We start from the raw sequence: 12,127 nt of genomic DNA, 5'->3' as shown, positions 1-12,127 counted from the left end.
CGCGCCCGCCGCGCGCGCCGGTTCGTCATCCGTTGCGAAAGATCTCCGCATACGCACTCAACGCCGGCACGCCGCCGAGATGCGCATACAGCACCTTCGACCCCGGCTCGAATTCGCCGAGGCGCACCTTGTCGATCATCCCGTGCATCGATTTTCCTTCGTAGACGGGATCGGTCAGCATGCCTTCCAGTCGCGCGCACAGACGAATCGCGTCGAGCGTGCCGTCGCTCGGCAAACCGTATTCGGGCCCGCCGTAACGCGTGTCGAGCACGACGTCCCGTTCGCCGATGTCGCGCCCCAGGCCGACCAGTTCGGCCGTATGCCGTGCGATGCGCGTGATCTGTTCGCGCGTCTGCTCCGGCTTCGCCGACGCATCGATGCCGATCACGCGATCCGCGCGCCCGTCGGCCGCGAAGCCGACGACCATCCCCGCCTGCGTGCTGCCCGTGACCGAGCAGACCACGACGTAATCGAACTTGAATCCGAGCTGCGCTTCCTGCTCGCGCACTTCTTCCGCGAAGCCGACGAAGCCGAGCCCGCCGAGCGGATGCTCGGAACAGCCGGCCGGAATCGGATACGGCTTGCCGCCCGCCTGCCGCACGCTCTCCATCGCTTCTTCCCAGCTGCGGCGAATGCCGATGTCGAAACCGTCGGCGACGAGCCGCACGTCGGCGCCCATCATCCGGGACAGCTGGATGTTGCCGACGCGGTCGTACACGGGATCCTCGTAGTTCACCCAATGTTCCTGCACGAGCACGCATTTCATCCCGAGATGCGCGGCGACGGCCGCGACCTGGCGCGTCTGGTTCGACTGCACGCCGCCGATCGACACGAGCGTGTCGGCGCCTTGCGCGAGCGCGTCGGGCACGAGGTATTCGAGCTTGCGCGTCTTGTTGCCGCCGAACGCGAGGCCGCTGTTGCAGTCCTCGCGCTTCGCGTACAGCTCGACCTTGCCGCCGAGATGCGCGCTCAGGCGCTTGAGCGGCTGGATCGGCGTCGCGCCGAACGTGAGCGGATAACGGGGGAAACGTTGCAGGTTCATCGACAGTCTCCGAAAGACGGTGGGCAGGAAATCGGATCGGTCGCGTGCGGACGGTGCGCCGTGTCCCGATGCAAAGATGATAGGCAGGACGCCGGGAAATGAGCTTGCGAAATAAATGGCGAACGCCTACGTTATCGATGTAGAAAAGCATAAGCAGATAATTTTGGTTCGCAGAATTCATCGGAGGCGCAATGAAATTAGATCGCAGCAGCGCCGCCCCCGCCGATGCCGCGCCGACGCTCGATCGCATCGACCGCGCGATCCTGCGGCAGCTGCAGCAGGACGCGTCGATCTCGAACGTGAGCCTCGCTGCGAAGGTGAAGCTGAGCGCGCCGGCATGCCTGCGGCGCGTCGAGCGGCTGAAGGAAATGGGGTTGATCCGCGGCATCGTCGCGCTGCTCGATCCGAAGCCGCTCGGTGCCGGGATGCTGGTCGTGATCGGCTTCGTGCTCGATCGTTCGACGCCGGAGGCGTTCGCCGAATTCGAGAAGGCTGCGCAGAAGGTATCGGGATGCGTCGAGTGCCACGTGGTGACCGGCGAATTCGACTACTTCATGCTGGTCCGCACGCGCGACAACGAGAGCTTCAACCGTTTGCATGCCGAACAGTTGCTGTACCTGCCCGGCGTGCGGCAGGTGCGCTCGTTCATGGTGCTCAAGGAGATTCTGTCGACGCATGCACTGCCGGTTTAGTGCGGAGCGCCGTCGATTGCTCCTGGTTACGGATATGCCGTTTGGTCGATTGAAAATTCCCGATTGAGTGTATACAATGAGAATTCCAATTAACCCATTTGGGAGTTTCCATGGCAGCAACCACACCGGCGGCCCGTCAGCCGGCCAAGCGGGCTGCCGCGCCTCAGGCGAGTAGCTCGAACGGCCTGGGCGCCGCCAAGGGCGATTTCGATACCTTTGCCCGGATGGCGCCGATGTCGCAGCGGCGCGCGATTGCGGAGGGTTTCGATGCGGTCATCATCGAGCGCGTCGCGCGCGAGTTGCTCGGCGTGCCGGTTCAGACCCTCTTGAGCGCGCTGAGCCTGCCCAGTTCGACCATTCTGCGGAAAATTGCCAAACACGACCGATTGTCGCAAGGCGAATCCGATCGCGTTGCGCGCGTGCTCTATGTACGGGGTCTCGCCACCGAACTGTTTGAGGACGGCGAACGCGCAGCGGCGTGGATGAACCGGGCGAACGCGGAGCTCGACGGTTTGAAGCCGCTCGAAGTGCTCGACGTACAGCCCGGCTACGACCGGGTGCGCGACATTCTGAACCGCGCCCAGTTCGGGGTCGGCGCGTGAGGTTGTATCGTCTCGCGAAAGAACGAAAGGGGCACTACCTGGCCGACGACCTGAGCGGGAACGGCGCGGCGATCGCAGGCGGCCGCTGGAATCCTCGCGGCATGCGGGTGCTGTATACCTGCTGCCATGCGTCGACGTCGTTGCTCGAGGCGCTCGTCCATATGTCCGGGTTGCTTCCGGCAGGCGGATTTTATTTGGTGACGCTGGAGGTGCCCGACACCGTGCATGACCACGCGTACCAGCCGGACCTGCCGGACGACTGGGCAGTACTGTCGCAGGACCCGGAGTCGACCGCCCGAATCGGGCAGGCCTGGCTCGAAGCGGGCGAGCAGTTGGCGATGCGCGTACCGTCCGTCGTCTGCCCGACCGACTTCAACTTGCTGCTGAACCCGCTGCATGCGGATTTTGCTTCAAGTGTGAAAGTGATCGGCAAGGAAGCGTTCGCGCTGGATCCTCGCCTGTTCGGCTAGCCGGCCGTATTGTTTCGGTCGACGAATTGTTGTCGGCTGCCGCTCGATCGCGTCGCCCGATCAGCGCTGCCATGGCGCGACGCCCGGATACGAGGTCTTGCCGAGACGCTCCCGCGCGTCGCGCACGATAGTCGCATCGAGTTCCCCGTCATCAGCCAGCGCCTTCAGCGCGGCGAGCACGATGCTCGCGCGATCGACTTCGAAGAACGCGCGCAGTGCGTCGCGCGTGTCGCTGCGGCCGAACCCGTCGGTGCCGAGCGTCACGTAGCGGCGCGGCACGTACGCGCGGATCAGTTCGGGCACCGCACGCACGTAATCGGTCGCGGCGATTACCGGGCCCTGCGTTCCTTCAAGCATCCGCGTGACATACGACGATGCCGATCCGTCGCCGAGCCGAGACAGCCGTTCGGCTTCCATCCCGTCGCGCTGCAACTCGCTGAAACTCGTGACGCTCCAGACGGCCGCATCGATCCCCCAGTCGTCCTGCAGCATCCGCTGCGCGGCGAGCACCTCGCCGAGAATCGCGCCCGCGCCGAACAGCTGCACGCGCGCGGTCGCGTTCACTGCGGCCGGCAGCCGATGCATGCCCTTCAGGATGCCTTCGCGTCGGGCGGCCGGATCGTCGTCGGGCATCGACGGCTGCGCATAGTTCTCGTTCATCACGGTCACGTAATAGAACACGTCGCGCTGCTGTTCGACCATCTCGCGCATGCCGGCATCGACGATCGTCGCGACTTCGTACGCGAACGCCGGGTCGTAAGCGCGGCAGTTCGGAATCGTCGACGCCGTGAGATGGCTGCTGCCGTCCTGATGCTGCAACCCTTCGCCGCCGAGCGTCGTGCGCCCGGACGTCGCGCCGACGAGGAAGCCGCGCGAGCGCTGGTCGGCGGCGGCCCAGATCAGGTCGCCGATCCGCTGGAAGCCGAACATCGAGTAGTAGATGTAGAACGGCAGCATCGGCAGGTCGTGCACGCTGTACGCGGTCGCGGCGGCGATCCACGACGACACCGCGCCGGCTTCCGAAATCCCTTCTTCGAGAATCTGGCCGCGCGTGTCCTCGCGGTAGTAGAGCATCGAGCCGAGATCCTCCGGTTCGTAGCGCTGTCCGAGCGGCGAGTAGATGCCGACCTGCCGGAACAGGCTCGCCATGCCAAACGTGCGCGCCTCGTCGGCGACGATCGGCACCACGCGCGGACCGATGTCGCGATCCTTGATCAACGCGGCGAGCATGCGCACGAGCGCCATCGTCGTCGACATCTCGCGGCCGGCCGCCTCCAGCGCGAACGCACCCCAGGCCGGCATCGAAGGGACGGTCAGCCCCTTCGATGCCGCCATCCGCCTTCTGGGCAGATAGCCTCCCAGGGCAGCCCGGCGGGCATGCAGGTAACGCATTTCCGGGCTGTCTTCCGCTGGTTTGTAAAACTTCAACTGCTCGACGTCGTGGTCCGACAGCGGCAACCGGAAACGGTCGCGGAACGCCTTCAGGTCGTCGACGTCGAGCTTCTTCTGCTGGTGAGTGGTCATCCGCCCCTGGCCGGCCGTGCCCATTCCATAACCCTTCATCGTCTTCGCGAGGATCACGGTTGGCTGGCCGCGATGGGCGAGCGCGCGCGCATACGCGGCGTGCAGCTTGCGCGCGTCGTGGCCGCCGCGGCGCAGGCGGTCGATTTCCGCATCGGTGAGCTGGGCGGCCAGCGCTTCGAGCGCCGGGTCGCCGCTGAAGAAGCGCGCGCGGTTGTACGCGCCGTCGTTCGCGGAGAAGGTCTGGAACTGGCCGTCGACGGTGTCGGCGAACGCGCGCGCGAGGGCGCCCGCGTGATCGCGCGCGAACAGCGGATCCCAGTCGGAGCCCCACAGCACCTTGATCGTGTTCCAGCCGGCGCCGGCGAACAGCGCTTCGAGCTCGTCGATCACGCGGCCGTTGCCGCGCACCGGGCCGTCGAGCCGCTGCAGGTTGCAGTTGATCACGAACACGAGGTTGTCGAGCCCTTCGCGCGCGGCGAGCGACAGCGCGCCGAGCGATTCGGGCTCGTCCATCTCGCCGTCGCCGAAGAAGCCCCACACGGTGCGGCCGGCGGTGTTCGCGAGCCCGCGATGCTGCAGGTAGCGCATGAAGCGCGCCTGGTAGATCGCGTTGATCGGGCCGATGCCCATCGAGCCGGTCGGGAACTGCCAGAAATCCGGCATCAGCCACGGATGCGGATACGAACACAGCCCGGGCCCGGCGATTTCACGACGGTAGTGCTTCAGGTGATCTTCGGTGAGGAAGCCTTCGAGATACGCACGCGCATACACGCCCGGCGACGAATGCGGCTGGAAGTACACGAGGTCGCCGCCCGGGCCGCTTTCATCGCCTGCGTCGGCCGGCGCCGCACGGAAGAAATGGTTGAAGCCGACTTCGAACAGGTCCGACGCCGACGCGTAGCTCGCGATGTGGCCGCCGAGTTCGCCGTATGCCCGGTTCGCGCGCACGACCATCGCGAGCGCGTTCCAGCGCAGCGCGGCGGACAGCCGTTCCTCGAGCTCGGCGTCGCCCGGATACGGCGGCTGTTCGTGCGCGGCGATCGTGTTCAGGTACGGCGTGACGGGGCCGCGCGGCGCCGCGAGCCCGCGGGTGTGCGCATGCGCGGCGAGCCGGCCGAGCAGGTACTGCGCGCGTTCCTTGCCGACGTGCGCGACGACGGCGTCGAGCGCTTCCAGCCATTCGGCGGTTTCTTCCGGGTCGGCGTCGGCGTGAGCCGCGCCCGCGCGCCGTGTGGCGTCGATTCCGTTCGACAGGTCCGTCATCGCAGGTCTCCCGCGCGCCGGCTCGGAGCGGCGCGCAATCAGTGGCAATCGGTCGGATCATGCTACCCGCCGATCCGCAAAATATGCGTCTGATTTCATTGGGATTTCGCTCACGGATAGTGTAAATATTCTGGATGTAGCCACTCTTCCGGAATATTTCGACCATGAGCGCAAACCCGCGTCGGCTCGACCGCATCGACATCGGCATCCTGAACCAGTTGCAGCAGAACGCGCGCATCACGAACGCGGAGCTCGCGCGCGCGGTGAACCTGTCCGCCACGCCGTGCTTCAACCGCGTGCGCGCGCTGGAGAAGCTCGGGTTGTTCCGCCAGCAGGTCACGTTGCTCGATCCCGAGCCGCTCGGGCTGCGGATCAACGTGTTCATCCAGGTCAGCCTCGAGAAGCAGGTCGAGGATGCGCTGCAGCGTTTCGAGGAGGCGATCTCGCAGCGGCCCGAGGTGATGGAGTGTTACCTGATGTCGGGCGACGCCGACTATCTGTTGCGCGTCGTGATGCCCGACATGCGCACGCTCGAGCGCTTCATCATCGAGCGGCTGACGACGATTCCCGGCGTGTCGAACATCCGGTCGAGCTTCGCGCTGAAGCAGGTGCGCTACAAGACCGCGCTGCCGCTGCCGGCGGCCGGGCTGACGCTCGTCGATCCGGACGAGTCGGCGTCCGACTGGGGCTGAGCGCGGGGCGCCGGCGCCCCGTCCGGTTTCAGGTTTCAGACGAAACGGCGACAACGCGCCGACGATTGCCCGACGCCGTCGAAAGGGGCGGACTGCCGCAGGTCCGGTCGCTGCGCGTCGCCGCGCGGGGCGCCCGCGTCTTCACGACGCCGCGCGGCACGATCGCGTATGCTCGTTCGGTCAGCGGCGAAGGCGGCTGCCGGAGCCGATTCAATCGTGTGACGACCGATCAACGAGCGAGGGCATGATGGCTAGACAGACGATGGCGGAATACCTGGCGAAGACGCTGGCGGCAGCGGGCGTCGAGCGCATCTGGGGCGTGACGGGCGACAGCCTGAACGGCTTGTCGTTCAGCCTGGGCCAGATCGGCTCGATCCGCTGGATGCATACGCGGCACGAGGAAAGCGCGGCGTTCGCCGCGGGCGCGGATGCCGCGTCGACCGGACGGCTCGCGGTGTGCGCCGGCAGCTGCGGCCCCGGCAACCTGCACCTGATCAACGGCCTCTACGACTGCCACCGCAATCACCAGCCGGTGCTCGCGATCGCCGCGCACATTCCGTCGACCGAGATCGGCCTCGGCTACTTCCAGGAAACCCATCCGCAGGACCTGTTCCGCGAATGCAGCCATTTCGCGGAACTTGTGACGAACGCGTCGCAGTTCCCGCGCGTGCTCGCGCGCGCGATGCGCACCGCGATCGAGGAACGCGGCGTCGCGGTGATCGTGCTGCCGGGCGACATCGCGCTCGGCGACGGCCCGGAGGAAGCGCCCGCGTGGAGCGAATCGGCGCCGCCGTCGATCCTGCCGGCGGACGCCGATCTCGACCGGCTCGCGGCGCTGCTCAATGGGTCGGACGCGGTCACGCTGCTGTGCGGCAGCGGCACGCAGGGCGCGCACGACGAAGTGGTCGCGCTGGCCGACACGCTCGGCGCGCCGGTCGTGCATGCGCTGCGCGGCAAGCCGTTCGTCGAATGGGACAACCCGTTCGACGTCGGGATGACGGGGCTGATCGGCTTCAGCTCCGGCTATCACGCGATGGAATCGTGCGACACGCTGCTGATGCTCGGCACGGACTTCCCGTACCGGCCGTTCTATCCGACGAATGCGAAGGTCGCGCAGATCGACTGGAAGGGCTCGCAGCTCGGCCATCGCGCGCCGCTCGCGCTCGGGCTCGTCGGCACCGTGAAGGAAACGATCGCCGCGCTGCTGCCGCGCCTCACGCGCAAGACGCAGCGGCGCTTCCTCGAGAACGCATTGAAGCATTACGCGGCCGCGCGCAAGGGCCTCGACGATCTCGCGGTGGCCGAGCCGCCGGGCCGCGCGATCCATCCGCAATACCTGACGAAGATCGTCGACGAAGTCGCGGCCGACGACGCGATCTTCACGGCCGACGTCGGCACGCCGACGCTGTGGGCCGCGCGCTACCTGACGATGAACGGCAAGCGCCAGCTGCATGGTTCGTTCAATCACGGCTCGATGGCGAACGCGATGCCGCAGGCGCTCGGCGCGCAGGGCGCGCACCCTGGGCGGCAGGTCGTGTCGCTGTCGGGCGACGGCGGGCTGTCGATGCTGCTCGGCGATCTGCTGACCGCGCGCCAGCTCGACCTGCCGATCAAGATCGTCGTCTACAACAACAGCCTGCTCGGCTTCGTGTCGATGGAGCTGAAGGCGGCCGGCTATCTCGACACGAACGTCGACCTGAGCCCGACCGACTTCGCGGCGATCGCGAAGGGCGCGGGGATCTTCAGCGTGCGCGTCGAGCATTCGGAGAACGTCGAGCACGCGCTGCGCACCGCATTCGCGCACGACGGGCCGGCGGTCGTCGACGTCGTGACGTCGAAGTACGAGCTGGCGATGCCGCCGAAGATCGAGTTCGCGCATGCGAAGGGCTTCAGCCTGTTCATGCTGCGCGCGATCCTCAGCGGGCGCGGCGACGAGATCGTTGAGCTGGCGCGGACCAATCTGCGGTGAGGCGGCGGGGCGGCGCGAACCGTCGAGCGGCGAACCGTCGGCGCTCGAGACGGCCCTGCGGCAGGTCACGATCGTCGGCGCGCGGTATCCCGCGCAGCTTCGGCGGCGCGTCGACCGCCGAGCGGGAAGCCGTCGATTGCACGGCCGGCAGTGGTGGCGCAATCAGGGACAATCTTCACGTCGCCTTAAGTTTGCATTTCCTAGAATCGATGGAGCGCCGCGCGTGCGTGGCGGACGGATTTGTTCAGGAGGATGCACGTGAAAGAGCCCCGTGGCGTCGTAGCCCTGTTACAGGCAGTCATTGGCACGCCGAAGCTGATGGCGCAACCGCGCAAGGTTGGCCGATGATCTGGCCGAATGCGTTGCGTGTCTCGGCACTGTTCGTGCGCGAGTGGGTCGGCCGCCCGGCCGCGGTGGGCGCGTTGTGCCCGAGTTCGCGGCATCTGGCGCGCGAGATGGCCGATGCGGTGCCGGACGGCGACGGGCTCGTCGTCGAGCTCGGCGGCGGCACCGGTGCGATCACCGCCGCGTTGCTCGAACGCGGCGTCGCGCCGGGGCGCCTCGTCGTGGTCGAGCGGGCGCCGGCGTTCGTGCAGCACCTGCGGCGGCGCTTTCCCGGGATTTCGATCGTATCGGGCGACGCGCGGCAGCTCGAGCGGCTGCTGCCGCCCGATGCGCGTGTCGACGCGATCGTGTCCTGCCTGCCGCTGCGCACGTTGCCGCGCGAGGACGTGACGGCGATCGTCGGGCAGTGCGAGCGTGTGCTGTCGGTCGACGGCGTGATGATCCAGTTCACCTACGACCTGCGCGTGCCTGAGCGTCACCCGCTGCGCGATCCGGCATTCGTTGCCGATGCCAGCCGGATCGTGTGGGCAAATATTCCGCCCGCGCGCATCGTCACGATGCGCAGGGCCGCCATCGGACAGGTGGCGTGATGCCCGCATCCTGACACGCTTCCTTTCATCGACCCTGCGGAGGCCGTCGGTCGCGGCTCATGTTGCGGCGTCCGGCACGCGCGCCGCAGGCCGCGATGCGACCCGCCTGATGAAGCGGTCGAGCGGCGTCGCGTAGCCGCTTCATCACGCACGATCTCGACGACGCATCGCGGATCGGCGACCGGATCGCGATCCTGCGCGACGGCACGCCGGACGACATCCTGTCGCGTCCGGCGGACGATGATGTGCGGCGGTTCGTCGAGAAGCAGAGGAGTGCGAACCGATCTGGCGGGAGCGGCCAGTGAAGCACGGGGGCGTTTCGCCTGTGTTTTGAGCGGCAGCCTGCCGGTACCCGCACGCGGTTGCACCGCAGGCAGCCCGTGGGTCACGTGCGGCGCACCTCGGGGGGATTTGCGTCGCCATTCCACGGCGCTTGCCGTCAGGAATCCTCGTTCCGGCCGATAACCGGACTCGCGCGCGCCGGCGCTTGCCGCGGACAGGATCCGAGGAAAAAGCGCCGAATCATAGTCGAAACATTTCTAAATGGCACTCCATGCGGGATTTTGATGCCTCATCGGAATGAATTCGGCGGGCGTCCTTGCCGGGCCTGCGTTTGCGATTGGGATTGGATATCCGGTGCTACGGGCATACCCGTATGGGCCGGCCGCGGCCGTTCAAAAGTGAAACATTCCGCGCTTGCAGGGACCTTCTTCGGAAGATCGGACAAGCGTTTGAATACATAGAGAAATCCATCCGCGGGTCGAGGGTGTCCCGGCCCCGTGCCGATCGACACGTTTCAGACCTGAAACATAAATCGCATGCCGGAATCGGGCGAGGCGGGTTATGTCGCGCAAAGCATCCAACCGGCTCCCTGTCGTCAGGCAGCTGGCGGGATTGGCATCGCCGATGCGTGTTGTCCTCCGGATTGGTGCAGTTGGCCAAGCCGTTCCTCGTTACTTCAGGAGGATTTCATGCGCAAAACTCTATTGGCGTCTGCTGCGCTTCTCGCCTTGGGATGCAGCGGCTACGCAATGGCGAATCCATGCAGCAGCGATACCAGTTCGACATGCAGTCAGAAAGCCGATGACGGATCGAACACTCTCAGCAACGCAGTCAGCTCAACCCAGACCAGCTCCACCGGGTCCAATGCGAATGAAGTTTCGCCTGGCGCGAGTGTCTACCAGGATTCGTACAACAGCACCAAGATCGTCGCGATCAGCAAACTCGACGGGTACGTGAGCAATGTCCAGGTCTGGGGCATCGGCAACAACGCGACCAACTCGGGCAGCGCGGCCGGCGGAAGCGGCGGCAAGGGCGGCAACGGGTATGGCTACGGCGGCATCGGCGGTAATGGCGGAAGCGGCGGTGCAGGCGGCGCCGGCGGCAAAGGCGGCAGCGCGCATAACGGCAGCGCCACGGCGGGCAACGCCAGCAATGGCAGCGCGACGGCCGGCACCGGCAACGGCGGCGGCGGCGGAGCCGGCGGCTCACCTGACGCCAGCGGCGGGGGCGGCGGCAATGCCACTGCGAGCGGCGGCTCCGGCTCCGGCACGGGCGGCGGCGCGATCGCGGCCTCGGTCGGTGTAGGCGGTTCCGGCAAGGGCAGCGGCACAGGCTGGGGCGGCGGCACCGGCACAGCCAATCCCGGCTCCGCGTGGGCCAGGAATCATGGCAGCGGAAGCGCGTCGGCATCGGCCGGCAGCGGCACCGGCACCGGCACGGGTACCGGCACCGGCTCGGGCAGTGGCTCAGGCGGCGCAGGGTCGGCGGGTACGTCGACCGCTTCGGGCGGATCGGGCGCAGGCATCGGCGGCGCGGGTGCGGCCGCGGGCGGCACCGGCGGCGCGGCGGCGGCCACGGCGGGCAACGGCGGTGCCGGCGGCGCGGGCACGGGTGGCGGCGCGACGAACGGCGGCGCGACGACGACGGCCAGCAACGGCGGCGCAACCGCGGGTAGCGGCGCGGTGGGCGCGATGGGCGGCGCGGGCGGCGCAGGCGGCACCGGCAACGGCGGCGTCGGTAACGGCGCGGTCGGCGGCGCGGGTGGCGCAGGCGGAGCCAATGCGGTCAACGCGGGGACGTTCAACATGTCCAACGCGATGGCGAGCGTCGGCCAGACCGCCGCGGGCATCATGGTCGCCAACCAGAACAGCGGCATGGCGTCGTTCGTTCAGCAGGCTGTGACCGTGCAGGCGAACCTGTCCGTAGGACGTTAGCCGGCCGGCCGGTCCTGGCGAGCCGGATGCATTGACGCGGGCGCAGGCGAGCCCGCGACTTGCATTCCATCGCCGATGGACAGGACCGCCGGCGAGGGCGGGATGGCCGAACGGCCGTCTCGCTCTCGTTGGCGCAGGCCGGGCTGATTTCCGTCGATCGACGGTCACGCGGATTCGGCTCCCGGTGCGCCGGTTTCGGGCCGGCTCGCGCAGGGACCAAGGAGACAGCCATGCGAATCCGAACGGCACTTTTGCTGGTGATATTGCCTGCGGCGCTGCTGCCGGGCCTGACGGCCCATGCCACGGCTGACGGGTCGCGAACCGTTGCGGCGGAGGCCTCCGCCGATGTTGCGCCGGCAGCGGCACCTTCCCTACCCGCCGCGCGCGCGGATCACGCCGATCCGGCCGCGGCCGTCGCGCCCGCTGCGGCAGCCATACCCGCTGCGACCGACACCGCGACCGCTCAAGCGGGCAGCTTCGGTGTCGCGATGACGCCTGACCAGCTCGACGAGCATCGGGGCGGCGATGCGCTGATCGGCCAAAACTATCTGACCGGCGCGGTGACCGACAACGTGGCGAACCGCGTGTCGACCGGCTCGAATTCGATCGCCGACGGCTCGTTCGCCAATGCGAGCGGCCTGCCCACGGTCATCCAGAATACCGGCGCCAACGTGCTGATTCAGAACGCGACGGTGCTCAACGTGCGCTTCGGGAACTGAGCG

The 12,127-nt window shown here is 67.5% G+C and carries 10 protein-coding genes and 1 pseudogene; 9 read left to right on the top strand and 2 right to left on the bottom strand.

What is annotated here, in order from left to right; translation table 11 throughout:
• Positions 1-25: 25 nt before the first annotated feature.
• Positions 26-1,042 carry a 1-aminocyclopropane-1-carboxylate deaminase gene (locus U4Z64_RS21135; RefSeq protein ID WP_321820981.1) on the bottom strand — a complete coding sequence of 339 codons (1,017 nt, stop codon included), beginning with the start codon at positions 1,040-1,042 and terminating at the stop codon, positions 26-28.
• 191 nt (positions 1,043-1,233) lie between these two features.
• On the opposite strand from U4Z64_RS21135, the gene U4Z64_RS21130 reads away from it, so the two are divergent.
• From U4Z64_RS21130 to U4Z64_RS21120, 3 genes are all read left to right on the top strand, one after another.
• The gene (locus tag U4Z64_RS21130) at positions 1,234-1,734 is read left to right on the top strand and encodes an Lrp/AsnC family transcriptional regulator (RefSeq protein WP_124520873.1); all 501 of its coding nucleotides are present in this window, start codon (positions 1,234-1,236) and stop codon (positions 1,732-1,734) included.
• A gap of 110 nt (positions 1,735-1,844) precedes the next feature.
• Complete coding sequence (locus U4Z64_RS21125; RefSeq protein WP_321810624.1) at positions 1,845-2,336, top strand: antitoxin Xre/MbcA/ParS toxin-binding domain-containing protein; 492 nt, start codon at positions 1,845-1,847, stop codon at positions 2,334-2,336.
• A complete protein-coding gene (locus U4Z64_RS21120) occupies positions 2,333-2,806 on the top strand; it encodes an RES family NAD+ phosphorylase (protein ID WP_044845408.1) in 474 nt (157 codons plus the stop codon). Before U4Z64_RS21125 ends, U4Z64_RS21120 begins: the two co-directional genes overlap by 4 nt.
• Positions 2,807-2,866: 60 nt before the next feature.
• Here the strand turns inward: U4Z64_RS21120 and mdeB are convergent, their stop codons facing one another.
• Complete coding sequence (mdeB, locus tag U4Z64_RS21115) at positions 2,867-5,593, bottom strand: alpha-ketoglutarate dehydrogenase (protein ID WP_321820980.1); 2,727 nt, start codon at positions 5,591-5,593, stop codon at positions 2,867-2,869.
• Positions 5,594-5,757: 164 nt separating this feature from the next.
• Here mdeB and U4Z64_RS21110 point away from each other — a divergent pair, with 164 nt between their 5' ends.
• From U4Z64_RS21110 to U4Z64_RS21085, 6 genes and pseudogenes are all read left to right on the top strand, one after another.
• Positions 5,758-6,285, top strand: coding sequence for an Lrp/AsnC family transcriptional regulator (locus tag U4Z64_RS21110; protein WP_124487053.1), 528 nt, complete (start codon positions 5,758-5,760; stop codon positions 6,283-6,285).
• 247 nt (positions 6,286-6,532) lie between these two features.
• The gene (poxB, locus tag U4Z64_RS21105) at positions 6,533-8,254 is read left to right on the top strand and encodes a ubiquinone-dependent pyruvate dehydrogenase (RefSeq protein ID WP_044845406.1); all 1,722 of its coding nucleotides are present in this window, start codon (positions 6,533-6,535) and stop codon (positions 8,252-8,254) included.
• 344 nt (positions 8,255-8,598) lie between these two features.
• On the top strand, positions 8,599-9,189 hold the full coding sequence (locus U4Z64_RS21100) for a class I SAM-dependent methyltransferase (RefSeq protein WP_044845405.1): 591 nt from the start codon (positions 8,599-8,601) through the stop codon (positions 9,187-9,189).
• Positions 9,190-9,329: 140 nt separating this feature from the next.
• Positions 9,330-9,449 (top strand): annotated as a pseudogene (locus tag U4Z64_RS21095) (glycine betaine/L-proline ABC transporter ATP-binding protein); the annotation flags it as partial.
• A 711-nt stretch (positions 9,450-10,160) separates the two neighbouring features.
• The gene (locus tag U4Z64_RS21090; RefSeq protein ID WP_321810626.1) at positions 10,161-11,405 is read left to right on the top strand and encodes a hypothetical protein; all 1,245 of its coding nucleotides are present in this window, start codon (positions 10,161-10,163) and stop codon (positions 11,403-11,405) included.
• Between the two features lie 230 nt (positions 11,406-11,635).
• A complete protein-coding gene (locus U4Z64_RS21085; protein ID WP_321820979.1) occupies positions 11,636-12,124 on the top strand; it encodes a hypothetical protein in 489 nt (162 codons plus the stop codon).
• Positions 12,125-12,127: the final 3 nt, after the last annotated feature.

The sequence above is a fragment of the Burkholderia sp. BCC1996 genome, from assembly GCF_905339955.1.
Lineage (GTDB): Bacteria > Pseudomonadota > Gammaproteobacteria > Burkholderiales > Burkholderiaceae > Burkholderia.
Note: the sequence above shows the minus strand (reverse complement) of the source record. Positions and strands in the feature narration are given on the sequence as shown.

What these genes read in the sequence shown, in the direction of transcription:
- U4Z64_RS21135 (WP_321820981.1), bottom strand. Translation starts at nt 1,042, where the DNA reads ATGAACCTGCAACGTTTCCCCCGTTATCCGCTCACGTTCGGCGCGACG.
- U4Z64_RS21130 (WP_124520873.1), top strand. Translation starts at nt 1,234, where the DNA reads ATGAAATTAGATCGCAGCAGCGCCGCCCCCGCCGATGCCGCGCCGACG.
- U4Z64_RS21125 (WP_321810624.1), top strand. Translation starts at nt 1,845, where the DNA reads ATGGCAGCAACCACACCGGCGGCCCGTCAGCCGGCCAAGCGGGCTGCC.
- mdeB (WP_321820980.1), bottom strand. Translation starts at nt 5,593, where the DNA reads ATGACGGACCTGTCGAACGGAATCGACGCCACACGGCGCGCGGGCGCG.
- U4Z64_RS21110 (WP_124487053.1), top strand. Translation starts at nt 5,758, where the DNA reads ATGAGCGCAAACCCGCGTCGGCTCGACCGCATCGACATCGGCATCCTG.
- poxB (WP_044845406.1), top strand. Translation starts at nt 6,533, where the DNA reads ATGGCTAGACAGACGATGGCGGAATACCTGGCGAAGACGCTGGCGGCA.
- U4Z64_RS21100 (WP_044845405.1), top strand. Translation starts at nt 8,599, where the DNA reads ATGATCTGGCCGAATGCGTTGCGTGTCTCGGCACTGTTCGTGCGCGAG.
- U4Z64_RS21090 (WP_321810626.1), top strand. Translation starts at nt 10,161, where the DNA reads ATGCGCAAAACTCTATTGGCGTCTGCTGCGCTTCTCGCCTTGGGATGC.
- U4Z64_RS21085 (WP_321820979.1), top strand. Translation starts at nt 11,636, where the DNA reads ATGCGAATCCGAACGGCACTTTTGCTGGTGATATTGCCTGCGGCGCTG.